At 67.5% G+C, this 16,543-nt stretch carries 17 protein-coding genes; 8 read left to right on the top strand and 9 right to left on the bottom strand.

Features of this window, described 5'->3' with window-relative positions; all coding sequences use genetic code 11:
* Nucleotides 1-26: 26 nt before the first annotated feature.
* From AC0685_RS41060 to AC0685_RS41050, 3 genes are all read right to left on the bottom strand, one after another.
* Complete coding sequence (locus AC0685_RS41060; protein ID WP_478230445.1) at nucleotides 27-740, bottom strand: ANTAR domain-containing protein; 714 nt, start codon at nucleotides 738-740, stop codon at nucleotides 27-29.
* 31 nt (nucleotides 741-771) lie between these two features.
* Nucleotides 772-1,356 carry a GAF and ANTAR domain-containing protein gene (locus AC0685_RS41055; RefSeq protein ID WP_478230444.1) on the bottom strand — a complete coding sequence of 195 codons (585 nt, stop codon included), beginning with the start codon at nucleotides 1,354-1,356 and terminating at the stop codon, nucleotides 772-774.
* 442 nt (nucleotides 1,357-1,798) lie between these two features.
* Nucleotides 1,799-2,419 (bottom strand): sigma-70 family RNA polymerase sigma factor, encoded by a 621-nt coding sequence (locus AC0685_RS41050; protein ID WP_478230443.1) that lies wholly within the window; start codon nucleotides 2,417-2,419, stop codon nucleotides 1,799-1,801.
* Between the two features lie 305 nt (nucleotides 2,420-2,724).
* Between AC0685_RS41050 and AC0685_RS41045 the strand changes: the two genes are divergently transcribed.
* Entirely contained in the window at nucleotides 2,725-3,912 is a 1,188-nt protein-coding gene (locus AC0685_RS41045) for a beta-1,3-glucanase family protein (protein ID WP_340686391.1), read from the top strand.
* A gap of 9 nt (nucleotides 3,913-3,921) precedes the next feature.
* On the opposite strand, the gene AC0685_RS41040 is transcribed toward AC0685_RS41045, so the two are convergent.
* The 3 genes from AC0685_RS41040 to AC0685_RS41030 all read right to left on the bottom strand — a co-directional run bounded on the left by AC0685_RS41040 (nucleotide 3,922) and on the right by AC0685_RS41030 (nucleotide 7,790).
* On the bottom strand, nucleotides 3,922-6,081 hold the full coding sequence (locus AC0685_RS41040; RefSeq protein WP_478230442.1) for a terpene synthase family protein: 2,160 nt from the start codon (nucleotides 6,079-6,081) through the stop codon (nucleotides 3,922-3,924).
* 105 nt (nucleotides 6,082-6,186) lie between these two features.
* Entirely contained in the window at nucleotides 6,187-6,966 is a 780-nt protein-coding gene (locus AC0685_RS41035; protein WP_478230441.1) for a DUF3800 domain-containing protein, read from the bottom strand.
* A 32-nt stretch (nucleotides 6,967-6,998) separates the two neighbouring features.
* The gene (locus AC0685_RS41030; protein ID WP_478230440.1) at nucleotides 6,999-7,790 is read right to left on the bottom strand and encodes an ArsR/SmtB family transcription factor; all 792 of its coding nucleotides are present in this window, start codon (nucleotides 7,788-7,790) and stop codon (nucleotides 6,999-7,001) included.
* A 164-nt stretch (nucleotides 7,791-7,954) separates the two neighbouring features.
* Between AC0685_RS41030 and AC0685_RS41025 the strand changes: the two genes are divergently transcribed.
* Nucleotides 7,955-8,323 (top strand): hypothetical protein, encoded by a 369-nt coding sequence (locus AC0685_RS41025; protein WP_478230439.1) that lies wholly within the window; start codon nucleotides 7,955-7,957, stop codon nucleotides 8,321-8,323.
* Between the two features lie 19 nt (nucleotides 8,324-8,342).
* Here AC0685_RS41025 and AC0685_RS41020 read toward each other — a convergent pair whose 3' ends face one another.
* Nucleotides 8,343-9,794, bottom strand: a complete 1,452-nt coding sequence (locus AC0685_RS41020; RefSeq protein WP_478230438.1) for a hypothetical protein — start codon at nucleotides 9,792-9,794, stop codon at nucleotides 8,343-8,345.
* Nucleotides 9,795-9,864: 70 nt separating this feature from the next.
* On the opposite strand from AC0685_RS41020, the gene AC0685_RS41015 reads away from it, so the two are divergent.
* Complete coding sequence (locus AC0685_RS41015; protein ID WP_478230437.1) at nucleotides 9,865-10,449, top strand: RNA polymerase sigma factor; 585 nt, start codon at nucleotides 9,865-9,867, stop codon at nucleotides 10,447-10,449.
* Nucleotides 10,446-11,696 carry a hypothetical protein gene (locus AC0685_RS41010; RefSeq protein ID WP_478230436.1) on the top strand — a complete coding sequence of 417 codons (1,251 nt, stop codon included), beginning with the start codon at nucleotides 10,446-10,448 and terminating at the stop codon, nucleotides 11,694-11,696. Before AC0685_RS41015 ends, AC0685_RS41010 begins: the two co-directional genes overlap by 4 nt.
* Before the next feature lie 195 nt (nucleotides 11,697-11,891).
* Here AC0685_RS41010 and AC0685_RS41005 read toward each other — a convergent pair whose 3' ends face one another.
* Nucleotides 11,892-12,173, bottom strand: a complete 282-nt coding sequence (locus AC0685_RS41005) for a hypothetical protein (RefSeq protein ID WP_478230435.1) — start codon at nucleotides 12,171-12,173, stop codon at nucleotides 11,892-11,894.
* Nucleotides 12,174-12,507: 334 nt separating this feature from the next.
* Between AC0685_RS41005 and AC0685_RS41000 the strand changes: the two genes are divergently transcribed.
* From AC0685_RS41000 to AC0685_RS40985, 4 genes are all read left to right on the top strand, one after another.
* Nucleotides 12,508-12,714: a hypothetical protein gene (locus AC0685_RS41000; RefSeq protein ID WP_478230434.1), complete on the top strand. Its 207-nt coding sequence runs from the start codon at nucleotides 12,508-12,510 to the stop codon at nucleotides 12,712-12,714.
* Nucleotides 12,715-12,833: 119 nt separating this feature from the next.
* On the top strand, nucleotides 12,834-13,511 hold the full coding sequence (locus AC0685_RS40995) for a fasciclin domain-containing protein (protein ID WP_478230433.1): 678 nt from the start codon (nucleotides 12,834-12,836) through the stop codon (nucleotides 13,509-13,511).
* 559 nt (nucleotides 13,512-14,070) lie between these two features.
* Nucleotides 14,071-14,433, top strand: a complete 363-nt coding sequence (locus AC0685_RS40990) for a hypothetical protein (RefSeq protein ID WP_478230432.1) — start codon at nucleotides 14,071-14,073, stop codon at nucleotides 14,431-14,433.
* A complete protein-coding gene (locus tag AC0685_RS40985) occupies nucleotides 14,430-14,921 on the top strand; it encodes an ATP-binding protein (protein WP_478230431.1) in 492 nt (163 codons plus the stop codon). The genes AC0685_RS40990 and AC0685_RS40985 overlap by 4 nt, the downstream gene beginning before the upstream one ends.
* 73 nt (nucleotides 14,922-14,994) lie before the next feature.
* Here the strand turns inward: AC0685_RS40985 and AC0685_RS40980 are convergent, their stop codons facing one another.
* Nucleotides 14,995-15,993, bottom strand: a complete 999-nt coding sequence (locus AC0685_RS40980) for a ferritin-like domain-containing protein (protein WP_478230430.1) — start codon at nucleotides 15,991-15,993, stop codon at nucleotides 14,995-14,997.
* Nucleotides 15,994-16,543: the final 550 nt, after the last annotated feature.

Below are 16,543 nucleotides of genomic sequence, written 5' to 3'. Positions count from 1 at the left end.
GCGGACAAGCGCCGAATCGGTATCGTTCAGCGCGGGATTTCCACCGTGCGGTCGATGATCCCGGTCGCCACGGAGAGGATCTTGCGATTGTTGCTCCGCGCGTAGGCGCGCAATACGCCGAACGCGTCGTCGACCGAAACCCGGAGCCGCTCGGCGAGAACGCCTTTCGCCTGCTCGATGATCACCCTGCTGTTCAAAGCCGCCTGGAGCTGCGCGGTGATGATCTCCTGCCGCTGCCACATCCGGTGATGCAGGATGCCGATCGTGGCGATGTCCGCGAGCGCCTGCCCCAAGCACAATCCGTCGTCGTCGAGCGACGCGGGCCGGGTGTCGAACAGGCTCAGCGCACCGATCACGTCTTCCCGAAGCCGCATCGGCAAGGTGTACACGGAGCGGAATCCGGCGTTTTCCGCCTCTCGGGAGAACTTCGGCCAGATTCCGCCCGCCCGCGCCAGATCCGGGCAGTCCACCGGCTCGGCGCGCCGGTAGCAGTCCAGGCACGGCCCCTCCGAGTTCCGTAGCTGGAACAATTCGAGCAGGCGGGTCTTTTCCTCGGACGCGGCGACCATGGTGAGGGTGCCGCGCGGGTCGGCGAGCACCAGCCCGGCGGCAGGGACACCGAGTAGTTCGACGCATCCGCAAGCGAACAGATCGAGGAACTCGATGAGGTCGAAGTCGTCGACGAGGGTGTCCGCCAACTGGACGAAGGTCTCGCGCAAGCCGGCCGTCAGGTCGATCATCGTTTCTGATATCTCCTCAGGCTCACGCCCGTCATGGTTCGGACCGGAACGTGACCCGGCGAAGCACCACGTCCATGGCCACCTCGTCGAGCCTCCTGTCGTTGGTGTAGGCATAGGCACGCAAGCGCGCGAGCGCGTCCGCGAGCCCGACGCCGAGCTGGACCGACACCATGCCCGCGGCCTGATGCACCCGGTCGCGATGGCCGGTGAATCGGCGATCGATCAATCCGGCCAGCCCCGGCCCACCCGTGTCGGCCTCGGCGACGGCGAGGGTGATCACCGCATCGGCGCAGACGAGTGCTTGCGCCCTGCCCTCCCTTGACAGGGATCCGGCGAATTCGCGATAGCAGTCGACAACGCCCACTTTGATCGCACCGGCCTGAATCGGCACCGCGATGATCGATTTCACGCTTCGGTCAATCGCCTCCGGCGCGAACATCGGCCATCGGAGTGCCGCCTCCGAACTGGTCAAATCGGTTACGACGACGAGCATACCGCCGCGCGCCACTTCCACCGCGGGACCTTCGCCAAGGGTGAACTGCAGATCTTCCAATTCGCGGCTGCGTTCGTCGGTGGCGAAGACCGGCTCGGCGAGACCTTCCCCGGGGGTGAGCACGAGCCCGACACCCGCCGCGTCGAGGACCTCTCCGCAAATGACGCAGGCGTGTTCGATAGAGACCGGTGAATCGGTTTCCGAAGCGAGAAAACACATCTTCGCCCATACCGAAGCGGCGCGATCATGCCGTCGAATCGCCATGGCGTGCCTCCCGGCGTTGCCCGATATCGGACGGGCCCGCCGGGATCAAGAGCGAACAGCGCGTACGGCTTGTCCGCACCAAGGACCATTCTTCCATGTTTCAGTGACGAATTCCCCTGCCCCAATGGCCCGTTCGGCCGGTTCCGGCTCACCGGTCCGCGCCTAGGGTGGATCCGAGACCGCTTGTCCCCGGCCCCCGGCAACGGCACTCGCCGGCGAGCTTTGGAGGGGCCATGTGCGTTCGCATTCTCGAAACCCGCGCCAAACGGGAGAACCCTTTTGTCCGGTTGTTGACCCGCATTCAGCTCAAGGCGTCCTGGCGCTGAGCACAGGCGCGCAGCCTGCTGATCGCGCGGTGCTTGGTCACCCGCACACGTGATGACGTCGTCCCGAGCGCCGCCGCGGTCTCGTTCGACGTCAGCTCGCCGATCACCCGCATTCCCAGCACCTCGCGGTGGGAGATCGGCAGCGTCCTCATCAGCCTGCCGAGCCGGAGGCCGAGTTCGGTCCGCAGGGCGCGTTGCTCGGGTTCCTCCGCGGCCCCCGCCGGACGTTCGGGGAGTTCACCGGTCAGCACCTGCTTGCTCCGCGCGGCCTTCCGGAAGACGTCGGCGACCTTGTTCGCCGCGATGGCACGCAGGAGGAATACGAAGGAGCCTCCGCGGCGGCCATGTCCGGGGACCGCGACGAAGACCGCGAGGCAGATCTCCTGCGCCACGTCGGCCGGCTCGAGATAGGTCAGCTCATGGCCGCTGAGGCGGGTCTCGACGTACTGCCGCGCCCACGGCATGAGTGCGGTCATGAGGTCGTCCATGGCGTGCGGCGCGCCGTCCACCGCGGCCTTGGCGAGGCCGTCCCAGCCGGCGGGGGAAATCCACGTCTCACCGCCGCCGGTTCTTCGTCTCGGAAACTCGTCGCTCATGTCCCGCTCCCCACGGATGAGAAAACCCGGCCGCCGGGGTCCAGGACGGAACCCGGCCCACGGTAGCCGACGAATCCGGCCACCTCAATCGACGAAAGGCCCGCGACAAATTGTCCGGCCCGGCGGAAAACCGGACAGATTACCACCAATGGTCTGGACATCTCCGCGTCCGGCGACGTAACTTCCCGTGCTGAGACCCCTCGCCAAGGTCACGCCCAGGCCGGGAACGCGCCCCCGGCCGACATCCGCAAGCACCGCCGCGGCGCGTCCGCGCTCCGCGACGGGATTCCGCCGAGGAGTGAACTGTGCGCATCCGCAAGAAGATCCGGCGCGTCTTGACCGCGTTGGCGGTCGCTCTCCCCCTGGTCACCGGGGTGTCGGCGCTTTCGGCACCCACCGCGGTCGCCGCGGGCCCCGATCCGCTGCCACTGACCGTCACCAACAACTCGAACCGCTCCGACGCGGTCCACCTCTACGTGCTCGGCACGAACCTCAACACCGGGAAACTCGGCTACGTCAACGCCGACGGCGCCTTCACCCCGTGGCCGCCGGGCGCGAACCCGCCGAGCCCCGCGCCGGACGTCTCGATCGCGGGCCCCGGCAACGGCGGCTCGACCACGCTGCGGATCCCGCGGATGCTCTCGGGCCGCGTCTACATGTCGTTCGGGCAGAAGATCAAGTTCTTCCTGACCCCGGACGGGCTGGTGCAGCCCGCGCCGTGGGCCGACGGCGACCCGAACCGCGACATCCTGTTCGACTGGAGCGAATTCACCTACGACAACGGCGGGCTGTTCATCAACAGCTCGCAGGTCGACATGTTCAGCGTGCCGCACGCCGTCGGGCTCACCAACGGGGCGGGGACGAACAAGGAGGCCGGGCGGCTCAAGGCGGGTGGCCGCGAAGCCCTCTTCAACGCCGTCCAAGGACAGTCCGGTTTCTCGAACCTGGTGTACAACCGGCTGCGGGTGCTCGCTCCCGGCAAGGGGCTCGACACCGGCAAGTTCAGCGGGACCTACCTCGACGGCTACGTCACGAGCGCCTGGAACGCCTACAAGTCGACACCGCTGACCGTGGTCCCGTTCGAGGCCGAACCCGGCAAGAAGTTCACCGGCCGGACCGGCGGGGACGACGTCCTGCGCTTCACCGACACCTCGGGCGCCACGGTGGCGTCGTTCAGCAAGCCGAGCACCCGTGACGTCTTCAACTGCGACGGGCGGCTGCACGCGCCGAACGACCAGGTCGTCGGCCCGATCGCGCGGACACTGTGCGCGGCGCTGCACCGCTCGACGCTCGGCACCCTGCACACGCAGCCGACCTACGACGCGGGCCAGTTCTACAAGCAGCCCGTGACCGACCACTACTCGCGGATCGTGCACGAGCAGATGGTGGACGGGAAGGCGTACGGATTCGCCTTCGACGACGTCGGGCACTTCGAATCGCTGGTGCACGACGGGGACCCGCGGACCGCGCGGATCATCCTCACCGCGTTCTAGGGGCGCGCCTCACCGCGCCCCGCTCCCGATCCGCCAGGCCGACATGCCGATCCCGCTCGGCACGCGCGAGAACGACGGCGGTTCGGGAGTGCGGGCGCGCTCCAGCTCCACCGGCATGTATCGCACGCATTTCCGGTGCCATTCCAGGATTCCGGCCATCCAGTCCTTGAGGTGGTCCGCGTACCCGGTCAGCGCCGTGCGGACGTCGTCGCCGAGCCCGAGGTCGTCGCACATCCGCGGCAGGCCCTCGCCGTCGAGCTGCTCGAACTGGTCCAACCGCGCGTTCATCAGCCGGGCGGCGATGTCGCGGGCCTCGATCCGGTCCACCGCCAGAAACCGTTCGACCACGTACACGAGGTTGTGCACCTCGCCCTCGTACTCGATCTCCTTCTGGTACGAGAACAGGTCGTTGGCGAACGCCGCGTAGTCCTGTGCCGCGGTGTCGAGTTCGGACAGCACGCGGTTCTGGAAGAGCTCCGGCGGCACGACGTCGCCGAGTTCGAGGAGCGCGAGGCTCTTCGTCAGGTCGGAGCCGAACGTCCGCCGCCGCGTCTCCACGTAGTCGACCGGGTCGGGGACGCGGTTCTGCGCTTGGTTCCCCACCTCCCACACCCAGCTCGCGGTCATGCTCTCGACCGCCCGCCGGAACTCCGCCCGCCCGTGCGGGGTCAGCGGTCCGGCGGTGCGGCCCCACAGATCCGCGAGGCCTCGCTCGACCGGGTTCGACGGCTGCGGCATCGGCTCGCCGCCGAGCGGCATGAACAAGGAAAGCCGGTCACTGCACAGTTTCGCGGCGATCACGTCGCGTTTCGCACCGAAGACCAGAGGGAAGTAGTCGTCGCCGTAGGTGCCCCAAGTGAGCCAGTCGGTCGACAGCTTCAGCCGTTCGAAGTCCGCGTCCGCGTCGATCATCGCGGCGCAGTGCGCCAGGTCGATGCCGAGATACCGGCGCTCGTCCCAGACCCCCTCGTCGAACATCCCCATCTCGCGCGCCCAGCCCGGCCCGTACGCGCGGGCGGCGGCGAGGTGGGGGCTGGTGCGCACGGGGTACGGCATGCGGAATTCCGGCAGGGGCAGCTGCCCGACCTTCGCGAACGGCGGGGGCGCCTGCTGCCGCACCCGCTGGACCAGCCCCAGCCGGTTCGGCGAGAGCCCCGTCGGCTCGGTCACGCCCTCGTTCATGTACCGGCTCGACCGCACGTGCCATTCGTGTCCGCCGGACTGCCAATCCTGCAGGCCTTTGACGTAAAGGCCGACCGCGATCTGCTCGGACAGCGAGACGTCGCGTTCGGCCAGCAGCGCGGGCACCTCGACCAGCGCGGTGTTCTCGAACTGCTGCAGCCGCGAGGTCAGCAGGTCGTTGGTGAGATCGGCGGCCTCCTGCGTCGGGCAATCGAGGAATTTCTCGAAGACGAGGACCGCGTTCGAATTCTCCCCCTCTTCGCGCACTTCGCGTTGGTAGGAAAAGAGATCGTTGCGAAGGTGGACGGCGTCGGCGAACGTGTCGCGCAGGACCTCCATCGGCCTGGTCGCCGCGATCTCGGCCGGCACTTCGGCCCCGACGGCGTACTCGATGAGGTTCGCCGACCACGGCGCGCCGCCGACCCGGCGACGCATCTGGACGTATTCGATGGGGTTCGCGATCCGGCCGCGGTCGATGTTGTCCAGTTCCCAGAGCGATTCGACCATCAGGTTGTGCGTACTGGTGACGAAACGCCGTCGCCAGGCCTCCGACATCGAGGGAATGGTGCGCCCCCAAAGGTCTTCGAGCCCGGCCTCGGCGGGATTCGCAGGCTCCGGCGATGTTTCCCCCGGCCCGGTCATGAACAGTTCCAGGCGGTCCAGATAAGCCTTCGCACCCTCGATGTTCCGGGTGTACTTGAATTGCGCGAGGAAATCGTCGTCGAAGAAGAACACCCACACGTACCAGTCCGTGACCAGATCGAGGGACGGCCCGTCACAGTCCGGATGGGTGTGCGCGCAGAGCAGCGCGTAGTCCATTTTCGCCAGTGCCTGTTCGGTCCAGACGACGTCACCGGACGGCGAGGGTGAATCGAGCATCCCCATTCGCCTCGCCCAGGCCATACTGTGCGCCCGCGCCGCTTCGAGGTGCGGATTCATCCTGGCCGGATGCGGCACGTAGAACTCGGGCAAGGTGAAAGCCTGCATCTGCGAGCGCCTCCCGGGCCGATGTCGGATCCGTTCCGACGTTTCCAGCCCGCTGCCGCGCCGGGCAACCGTCCACCCGAGCGATTCGCTGTGCCATGGAGTGAATCAGTGCCAAAGGGACGCCGAATCGACATACGGCGCCAGCAATCCGGTCAATACCTCGTCGCCGTTCCCGTTCAATGCGTCCTCGGCGATCCGGCGGGCGACACCGGCCAGGAAATCGGCGGCCTGCACCCGCGGATCGGTCCGTGAATCCACGAACCTCACCCCGGCCAATCCCGGGCTCGACTCGATCCGGGCGAGCCGGTCCCCTTTGAGCGACGGTTGTTCGTCGTGGACGAGGAAGACCTGCTCCCCGCCCTCGCTCCAGTATTCGACGGCGCGCAGGATCGCGGGCACCAGCGGATCGAGGATCTTGGCGTCACGTGCCGCGGCGACCTTCACCCTCAATTCCGCGGTGTCCCCGGCCATCGCGAAGAACGACCCCGCCGCCGGATCCCCGCGATTCCTGGCCCGCAGCACGTCGTTGAACGCGGCGAGGAGTTCGTCGTCCGGCCGGATCTCCGGCCCGGCGAGCGCGCGCAGTTCGTTCGCCAGCAGCCGCTTCTTGTCCACGAGGTACACGTGGGCTCGCCCGTGGACCGGGCCGAGCGGCCCGAGGAACCATTCGAGGACTCGCCGGTGTTTCGTCCGGAGGAGATGGTTCGCCTTGTACTCGACCGCCGGCGAACGGATCCTTCGCCGCAGTTCGACCAGGCAGGCGGCGGCCTCTTCGAGACTCAGCCGGACCCCCGCGTGCGCGAACACGTCGGTCTCCCCGCCGATCAGTTTCTCGCCCTCGGACCCGGACTCGTCACAGGCGATCTCCAGGGGCACGCTGCGCATCGTGCCCGATCACCCCGGCGACGTCGACCCGGTTACGCGGGATCGGGCAGTGGCTCACCGGTCTCGAGCAACGTCTTGAGGCTCGACAGGATCGACGGCCAGCCGCCCTTGACCATCTCCAACGCGGTGCTGCCCGGGTCGAAACCGTCGTGCACCACGGTCAGTTTCACCGTGTCGCCGACGGGTTCGAGATCGAAGGTGACCTTCGACCGCGATTCGGCCTGGAGCTTCGCCGACACGTCGTCGTCGAGCCCCACCGACTTCGCGAACTCCGGCGTGAAGGTGTGCCACGTGTAGGACAGCCGCCGGTACGGGTCGGATTCGAGGACGACCTGTCCGGGGTCCTCCAGCTTCACGCCGAGCTGCTCCCAGGCCATCGTCGACCCGGGCTTCCAGTCCGAGGTGAACTCACAACCCCAGTACCGCTTGGTGAAGGCCGGATCGGTGAGTGCCCGCCAAAGCCGCTCCGGCGTCGTCCTGATGTAGCTCGTGTACACGAATTCGTCGGTGCTCATGGGTTCCTGCTCCAATGCCTTCTTGAGGTCGGCGAGCGCGTCGACGCGGCCCTGGTGGTAGCGGTCGATCCAGCGCTCGGCGATCGCGTTGATCGGCTCCGCGTTCACGTAGTGCAACTTCTCGCGGCCACGGCGCACCGTGGTCACCAGATTGGCCGCTTCCAGGACACCCAGATGCTTGCTGACCGACTGCCGCGCCATGTCCAGTCCCGCGCACAGCTCACGCAGGGTCTGCCCGTTGCGGGCGTTCAGGTCGTCGAGCAACCGGCGACGACTGGGGTCCGCCAATGCCTTGAAGACCTCGTCCATGCCGCTCTCCCTGATATGCAGCCGCTTGACTGCCTTTGCAGATTAGGCAGCTAAGTGGCTGCATGTCAAGCGGCAGGCTCAGCCGTTCCCCGGCCACCAGGTTGTGTCACGTTTCCGGTGGCTACCTCGTCGACGTGGTGACACTTCCCCCCGAAGGAGTTCCCATGCCGACCCCGTTGCGCGTCGCGATCGCCGTGCAGACCCTGGCCGTCTTCCTCACCCCCATCTCCGCCGGTCTCCTGCTGACCGTGCCGAGCGGCCACGCACTGCACAGCGCCACGTCCTACACGCTGTTCATCGTCGCGACGCTGCACGTGCTCACCGCGATCCTCGTGTGGCGGCCGGGCGGCGGCTCCCCCGAGCCGATCCTGCCGGCGGCCGTGTTCCTCGGGCTCACGCTGGTACAGGTGTTCCTCGGGATCGCGCACGTGACCGCGGTCCACGTCCCGCTCGGGGTCCTGCTGTTCGGTTTCAGTCTCCTGCAGCTGAGCCGGATCCGCCCGGCGCGGGAAGCGGCGGTCCCGAACGCCTGACCCAGGGTCCGCCGGGCTTTCACTCCTTGTTCGGCACCAGGTACAGCTCCTGCTTCCCGAGAGTCGGCGCGTCGAGCGTCCAGTGCGCGAGCGCGTCCGGCGGCGGGGCCGCCAGCCGGCGCAGCACGAGTTCGGGACGGCGTGGCCGGACGTCGAAGTCGAAGAAGGCGTAGTTCACGCGGAGTATCGCGCGGATCCAGCGGTTCTCCTCGCCTCGCGCCTCGATCGCGGCAGGCAGCAGGCCACGGTCGGAGAAGACGTCGACGACCGGGCAGCCGCAACTGTAGGCGAGGACGCCGATTTCGCCCGCGCTGCCGACGATCCGGCCTCCGGCGAGCGTTCCCAGTTCCGCTCCGATACGGGCGTACTGCGCGCTCGACGTGTAGTTCGACGTGAACGGCGCGTACGTGCGGGGAAGTCCTGCAGCCGCGTACGCGATCAGACCGGCGACGATCAGCGCGAGCACCCCGCGGACCATGATCCGGTGGGAAACCGCTACGGCACAGACGACAACGGTCGCCGCGGTGAGGCCGGGGCCGTAGTACCAGTGGTAGGGCGGGACCGCCAGCAACACGTAGCCGAGGTGGTAGAGCAGACCGCCGAGGGCGAGCAGCACGAACGGCCGCAGCCCGGCGGGGATCGTGCGCAGCCGGACGGCCAGTGTCGCCACGGCGAGGACCGCGAGGACGGCGGGAAGGAACGCCAGCACGGCCATCACCGGCGAAGTCCGCGCGTAGAACAGCGGGCCGTTGCCGAAGTTCCAGGCGCCCCAAGCGTGTCGCGCGCCTTGGAGAGTCTTGATCACGACGGTGTCCGGTACCGCCGCGCCGAGAACCACCCAGCTGAAGCCGAACCACGGCAGCGTGATCAGCCCGGCGCCGAGCAGGGCACGTCCCGTGCCGGGACGGAGGAAGACGGCGAGCACCACCGCGAACACGATCAGGTCCAGCCGGACCAGGGCGAGCACGCCGGCTGTCAGACCGAAGGCGAATGGGTTCTTTTCGACGGCGAACACGGTGAGCCAGCCCAGGACCGCCGCGCCGAGGGTGACCTCGAGCCCGATCGACGAGAGCAGAAGCGGGTTCGCGGTCAGCGCGGCGAGTGTCAGGGCGGGGAACCGGGGCGACAGCCCGGCCGCCGCGCCGAGTCTGCGCAACGCCAGGGCGAGAAGGACCTGGCACAGCACGAACAGCGCTCCGGCGGCGAAGACGGCGTCGCGGACGAAGATGGTCAGGGCCGCCAGGATGAGCACGTTCGCCGGCGACGTCGCGGTGTTCGACGTCGCGTCGGCGAGCAGGCCCCAGTGGCCGTGGAAGGCGACGTTGCGCGCGTACGCCAGCGTGATGAACGTGTCGTCGATCAAATGCGGCCGGGCGAGCAGGAACACCACCGCCGAGAGCACCGCTACGGACAGGGGCATCCGCCAGGACGTCGCCTGGTTGTCCGTCGTCCGGACCTGTTCCATGATCATGGCTTGATATGGCTCCTCCGACCCGGAAAGTTGCGCGCAACGTTCGGCCGGTGCCGGCCACAACCAGGGCGTGAGCAGTCTCGCGAGCGAGGTGGGGGTACCGGTGGAAAAGACCGGTGACCGGGAACTGTGGGCCCGCGCGGCCGGCGGCGACGAGGGGGCGTTCAGTGAGCTGTTCGAGCGGCACGCCGAGGCTCTGTGGAACTACACGTATCGCCTGACCGGTTCGTGGAGCAGCGCCGAGGATCTGGCGTCCACGACGTTCCTCATCGCCTGGCGGCGGCGGGCCGAGGTGACCCTGGTGCGGAACAGCGCCCTGCCGTGGCTCTACACGGTCGCGGCCAATGTCGCCCGTGACGAGCACCGCGGTGCTCGTCGCCGGCTGCGGCTCCTCGGGAAGATCCCGGCACAGCCCGCCGTATCCGACCACGCCGATTCGGTGGCCGAGAAGATCGACGGCCAGCGCCGGCTGGGGCAAGTCGCCGAAGCCGTCCGGTCGCTGCCGAAATCGCAGCGCGAAGTCGTCGAACTCTGCCTGGCCGCCGAGGTGAGCATCGCTGACGCCGCGGAGTTGCTGGGCATCGCCGAGGTCACCGTCCGCGCCCATCTTTCCCGGGGACGAGCCCGGCTGCGTACGTTGCTGGAGGAGAAATGAGCGGCGAACCCGTGTACCCGCCTCGCCAGGCGATGCCGGACGAGGTCCGCGCCCGGATGCGATCGGCCGTCCACGAGGGGATCGCGAAGCCGCGGCGGACGGCGCGCGTCTGGTACGCCGCCGCCGCGGCGGTCGTTCTCGTCGCGTCCGGCGTCGCCGCCGCGACGCAGCTGCTCCGTCACCAGGGCGCGGACCCCGGCCCCGAGCCTGCCGCCGGCGGGCTCAACCTGGACGTCGGGCTGGCGACGTCGTCGCTCGACCGCTGCTGGGCCGCGGTGCGAGCCGCGGGCAAGACGGACCGTGTGCCCCCGCGCGAGGAATGGATTCCCTTGTTCACGGACGTCATGCTGGACGTTTCGGTCGTCGCCGCGACGGCGGCGGGCAAGCCGATGTTCTGCGAGACGACGCTGACCACCGTGACCGTGTCCGACCCGAACGCCGCCCCCGCGTATGTGCCGGGCACCCGCACCGGGCTGCTCCTGCAGAGCTCGACCGGGCTGATCGGCGGGGTGCTGGATCCGGCCTGGCCGGGTGCGGGTCTCGCATTCCAGGCCGAGGATTCCGGCGGCGGGGACTCCGTGGAAGCTTCGCCTCTGTCACATCAGTTCGTCTCGTTCTCCTGGACCGACCCCGCGAAGACGCAACTGACCGTTTACGAGGCCGCCCGAGCGACGACTACGAGCCTGCCACCGGCTCCGGCGCCGCTGCTTTCGGCCGTCGATCGCCCGATCGCCCCGGCCGACCGGACCTCGCCCGCGGGACGTGCGCTGGGCGAATGTCTGTCCGGCGCGGTGGACGCCATCTCCGACGTGGCGGGCTACAGGCCGGGCGCGCTGCTGGACAAGGACGGCTATCAGGTCGTTCTCGGCCGTTTGGGCGACCGGAGTCTGGCGTGCACGACGGTTCCGGACCCGCGGCGTCCCGGTCGGATGAAGATGCGTGTCTACCAAGACCATTTCGAGATCCCGCCGGAGCAGCCCCGGAATATCCCGATGCAGCCCCTGGGTGGCGTGGAAGACGGTGGTGACCGGGGCAACTCCCGGACGCCGTTCGCCGGGACGCGGCTGCCGGCGACGGCGGTGACGGTGACCTGTGACTTCGGCGCCGGACTGACCTCGACAACCGATGTGGTCGACGGGACCTTCGTGGTCTTCGTACCGAAAGAGGTGAATGACCCGTTCCCGCAAGGGGTCCGCATTCAAGCGCGTGACGCCAACGGCACGGTCGTGTTCGCAGGGACGCTGTAGCCGGGTCGCCGGCCCGCGACCGCCAGATCGTGTCCAGTGGCGCCACCGACGCGAGAAATGAATATCGTTTTGGCCTGCGAGATCGGAATACGAAGACTCTTGTCTCGTCTTGCGATCTCCTGCGAGGCCCGAGTAGCACAAGACCCCTTCTCTCGGCTCATCCGAGAGAAGGGGTCTTCGGGTACTTAGAGGCGTTTAGAAACCGCCGTAAAACCACCAACTGCCGCCGTTCTGGAGCGACCAGTAGCAAGGGTCACTGTAGTTGAACAGAACCCTGGCGCTTTCGCACTCCCCTTCGGTTGCGAACGGGCCGTAGTAGTCGCCTGCCTCTTTCGCGCTTGCCACGCCACCCAGCGAGAGGGTCATCACCGCGACGACTCCCGTCCCGATCACCAGGTTCTTCAAAGCACGCTTCAAGTTCACATACTCCTGACCGCTTAAGTGATGCTTCGTCGAGGCGCTGATCAGATTCGCCACAGAGGTCGCCCCCAGCAAGAAATCCCCAGATGATCAACACCGAAAGGTTTTCTATCACACCAAGATGCGCGGCGCAACTCGCCAACCAGCGCAGCCTGAGCCTTACCCCGCGAGCGACAGAATTCGCGTTCCGGCTTCGCCTACCGCCAGCCCGGTCCATAAAAGCATGAATGGACGATGGCGCCACGAAGAGCCAGGCGCCTTTGTCTCGAACACCATGCTTTCGGGGCACCTGCCCACGGTCGCCGTCACAACAGAGAGTGCGTCGATCGGCGGACTCACCACGCCGGCGCGCGAACCTCGCCACCCTCGGGACCCGCGCCGGCCACCCCGGATGCGAGAAGGTCGAGGTCCGGGTGGCCAGAACCTGTCGAAGGAGGCCGATCCGAACACGTGGCGGATGTGGTGGACCGAAGTGGAGGTGCCCACCGGCGTTCACCAAGTGTTCTGCCGCGCCACCGACAAATCCGGTACACCCGGCGCGGGCACCGTTCCCGACGGTGCGACCGGCCGGCACAACGTGCCGTTCACCGCCGCCTGAGAAAGATCGGCGAACGACCAATCCGCGTCACCGGCCGCCACGAATCACTTTGCGAGAAGACGAAACGAGTCGTCCACAGTGGACAAGACTTTGCCGCCTCAAGCAATGGAGTGGTTTTCGTGAACAAGATTCGCGTCGCAGGTATCGGTTTCACCGCGGTCGCCGCACTGGCGCTCTCCGCGTGCAGCGGTGACGACAACGCTTCGTCCGGAAATGCCAGCACCCCCGCGCCCGCCCCGTCCTCGTCGGCCCCGATGTCCAGCTCCGGCTCGACCGGTTCACCCGACGGTGTGACCACCAACGCCGACGTATTCGGCCCGGCCTGTTCGCAGCTTCCGCAGGGCAGTGCCCCGGGTTCGCTGGACTCGATGGGCCCGCAGCCGGTCGCCAGCGCCGCCTCGACCAACCCGCTGCTGACCAAGCTGGTCGCCGCGGTGAAGGCCACCAACCTGGTCGACACGCTCAACAGCCAGCAGGCCATCACCGTGTTCGCCCCGGCGGACCCCGCCTTCCAGGCACTGGGTGACGCCAAGTTCAACGAGCTGGCCGGCAAGCCGGACGAGCTGGCCCCGATCCTGCAGTACCACGTCGTCGGCAAGCGTTACGACGCCAAGGGCCTCGCGACCGCCGGTTCGGTGGAATCCCTCAACACGGCCGGCGGCCCCGTGAAAATCGAAGGCACCGGCGAGAACATGACCGTCAACGGCGCGAAGATCCTGTGCGGCAACATCCCCACCAAGAACGCCACCGTTTTCGTCATCGACAAGGTGCTCACACCTGGCACCAACAAGAACTGACACTCGTCCGGGCCATCACCGACCCCCAGTCGATGGCCCGGCCACAACGGCCGCCGCAGCTTTTGTGACCTCCGAAGCCGCGGCGGCCCCTTCCTCTACGTCCACAGTGGCCACTGAGGCCTGTGGACCACAGCCATGCGGCAGAACGAGCACCATCTGCCGCATGGGGAACGTTGTAGCGGCAGCGTTCCGCCGGTCGTCGCCGTCGCTGGTTCACTCCATGGCCACGGCGACGGCCGGCCCCCCGCCATAAGGAACGAGCCACGCCGAACCGTGGATCTCCAGAGCCGACGCGATCACCGCAACCCTGGTTGCCGCTGCTCACGCGCCGCACGCCGGCGGAACGAGCCGCGGGCACTACGCGAACCATCTCACTCCGAGCAAGACTGTGGGCAACGGTAGTCAGTGACGAGTTCCCAGAGGCCGTCACGTTTACCCCGCGAACGGAGGGTTCTCATGAATTTCATGCGATCGATCGCTGATCGACCGGCGCGACGGCGTCCGCGGTAACTCGACATCGACGGCCCGATCGACCACTCGGCTTCATCGAAGCGGACGGATGTCGCGTGTCGCGATCATGATCGGCAGGACCACCTCCCACCTGACCACGAAGGTCGTCAGCCTGCTCGCCACCAGCCTCTGCGGACTCGCCATCCGCTGGCGCGTCCTGGCCTACCTGCTGATCCTCTTGTTCGCCGTCGCGATGTCCTGGGTCGGCGCGTCGGCCTGGTCGCCCGTATCTCCTCCGGCTTCGTCTCGGTGGCGGCGATGCCCGAACCACTGCGACGATCGCGGAGTGGAACCGATGAGCACCGGCTTCCGTTACTTGCCGGGCAAACGAGTGACATCGCGGTCCGGCACCGCCCGCGAGCTTCGCTGTCCCGAAAACCCTTTGACGTCTATCGAAGGGAAGCCGAGATGAGCGGGCAGCTGGATCCAGCCGACGACGGAACCGATCCGCCGTTCCCGGTGGACCTCGATCTCGAAGTCGAACGGCTGACCCAGCGAGTCTCCTGGGCGGCGGAGGTCAGGCTCGGGCTGTCGAACCGCCCTGAACTACGTCGCGTCCATGCGACGGTGGTGAATTGCCTGGGTTTCGGGCGTGGTGAGCACGAACCGCTTGGCGCGGTCGTGCTGGTGGTCGACGAGCTGGTGTCCAACGCCTACCGGCACACCATCACTCCCGGCGTCCTCGGCATCACCCGGACGTCCCGCGGTCTCCTGGTGGAAGTGACCGATGACGACCCCGACGTGGAGCGGATGAAAGCGAGAACGGACGAACGATTCGGTCCCGGCCATCACGGGCTTCGTCTTGTCACCCACCTGTCGCTCGAATGGGGAGTACGGCCTGAAGAATCCGGGAAAGTGGTGTGGGCGCTGGTTCCGGCGCAGATGTACTTCGAACGGTGAAACAGCGGCCGACGCTTTCACCGAAGTCGTCGGCAGGGCCGAGCGGAGACACCCGCCCGGCCCTGCCACGGTGTCAGCCGTTGGCAGCGCTGGTGTTCACGTCGCCGTTGACACCCTTGGGGAAGAACCCGCCCGACGTCGCCGCTTTGGGAGTCAGGTAGACGATGTTGAGCACCTGGCCCGGCGACCGGCTGAAAGCGATGCCGTTGCCGTCGGTGGGAACGATGTTCGCGCGGCCATTCCCGTCGACGACGCCCTGGTCGAGGTCTGTCGTGCCGTCGAGACCGTCGCGGGCGTCGGAGAGTTTGACGCTGGCTTCCCGGAGGTCACGCCCCAGCAAGCCGAGGCCGAGAATTCCGCCGCTGTGCTGGTAGAGCGCGGTACGGATGTTGGCGGCGTGATAAGCCTCGACGGCGAGAATGCCGGCGGCGGCCTCAAGGTAGGTCTTGTTGCTGATCAACGGTGCCGCCCCCTTGTAGGCGGTGACACCGACGTCCTCGAACAGGTAGGCGGCGAGGAGGAAGTTCTCCTCGCAGGCGAAAGCGTCGAAGCTCTGCCCTTTCCTGACCAGCCCTGCCGCCTGAGCCGCCGCGGTGAAGCTGGACTGCAGATCGATCGCCGGACGGCTCACCGCGGCCGAGCCGAGCGCGGTGCGCAAGAACTCCACATGCGCCTTCTCGTCGGAGGCGATCTCCTGGGCGTACTGGCGGGCGGCCTTCGTTTTGAACCGCACCGCGCGACCCCCGGTGACCCCACCACGCGTCCCGGTGCCGGTGGTCAGTGAATCGGCGAGCCCCTTGCCGGTGACGGCGTGGAGATAGAACTCGGCTTCCAGGTACTCCAGGTTGAGGGCGAAGTTGAGCACGGCACCGTCGCTGACCCCCTCGGCCGCCGCTTCTCCCTCGGCCTGCCGCGGGGTGGCAGCGGACGCTGGACCGGCCAAGCCACCGAGAGCTCCCGCGCCGACGACCCCAAGACCTGTCATCCCGGCAGCACGCAGGAATCGACGCCTGTCCTGCGGGTTCTCCGCACTGCGGTTGATCATCGATACGGCATGGCGTTTGCCGAACATGTGCGATCTCCTTCCCGCCCGTGTCCTGGCTACGCACGACAACGGGCGTGCCCACCACCTCGGGCGGACCCCGAAGAGGGCGGGTTTGACCTTCGCGGACACTCTGCTTTCGTGCTCGCGGGCGGCGCGGCTTGGCACCCTCACCACATCGACCTGGAATCCACGAGAGTGCGGTGCTGGAAGAAGTGGGCCCGGCACCATCCGGCGCACGCGACACGCACACGGCACAGCCGACGAGCACCGCCAAGCCCGTCGAAGCCCGGTGCTACGCGGAGCACTGGAGCGCCACCGCAACATTCCGGTCACCATCGACGGGCTCACTCCGTGCTTACCCCTGTTCGGGGCCGACGCTGCGTGAGTGTCGCGGACGGGCGTGTCCACAGTTCTCTGAACTTGATCTCGATTGACGTTGCCCGGCCCGATCGCGACAAGATCGCCGGCACCCCGGGCTATTACGAGCAAAGCCCGGGATCGCGTTGGCGACCCCGAGCTTTGCCGGTGAACAGCTAGGAGATGACTATGAAGCAGCGGCGAAAATCTCCATTATGTG

The sequence above is a fragment of the Amycolatopsis sp. NPDC043889 genome, from assembly GCF_056435645.1.
Note: the sequence above shows the minus strand (reverse complement) of the source record. Positions and strands in the feature narration are given on the sequence as shown.

Coding starts and splice junctions, on each gene's coding strand:
- AC0685_RS41060 (WP_478230445.1), bottom strand. CDS start 740: ATGATCGACCTGACGGCCGGCTTGCGCGAGACCTTCGTCCAGTTGGCG.
- AC0685_RS41050 (WP_478230443.1), bottom strand. CDS start 2,419: ATGAGCGACGAGTTTCCGAGACGAAGAACCGGCGGCGGTGAGACGTGG.
- AC0685_RS41040 (WP_478230442.1), bottom strand. CDS start 6,081: ATGCAGGCTTTCACCTTGCCCGAGTTCTACGTGCCGCATCCGGCCAGG.
- AC0685_RS41035 (WP_478230441.1), bottom strand. CDS start 6,966: ATGCGCAGCGTGCCCCTGGAGATCGCCTGTGACGAGTCCGGGTCCGAG.
- AC0685_RS41030 (WP_478230440.1), bottom strand. CDS start 7,790: ATGGACGAGGTCTTCAAGGCATTGGCGGACCCCAGTCGTCGCCGGTTG.
- AC0685_RS41025 (WP_478230439.1), top strand. CDS start 7,955: ATGCCGACCCCGTTGCGCGTCGCGATCGCCGTGCAGACCCTGGCCGTC.
- AC0685_RS41020 (WP_478230438.1), bottom strand. CDS start 9,794: ATGATCATGGAACAGGTCCGGACGACGGACAACCAGGCGACGTCCTGG.
- AC0685_RS41010 (WP_478230436.1), top strand. CDS start 10,446: ATGAGCGGCGAACCCGTGTACCCGCCTCGCCAGGCGATGCCGGACGAG.
- AC0685_RS41000 (WP_478230434.1), top strand. CDS start 12,508: ATGCGAGAAGGTCGAGGTCCGGGTGGCCAGAACCTGTCGAAGGAGGCC.
- AC0685_RS40990 (WP_478230432.1), top strand. CDS start 14,071: ATGTCGCGTGTCGCGATCATGATCGGCAGGACCACCTCCCACCTGACC.
- AC0685_RS40985 (WP_478230431.1), top strand. CDS start 14,430: ATGAGCGGGCAGCTGGATCCAGCCGACGACGGAACCGATCCGCCGTTC.
- AC0685_RS40980 (WP_478230430.1), bottom strand. CDS start 15,993: ATGTTCGGCAAACGCCATGCCGTATCGATGATCAACCGCAGTGCGGAG.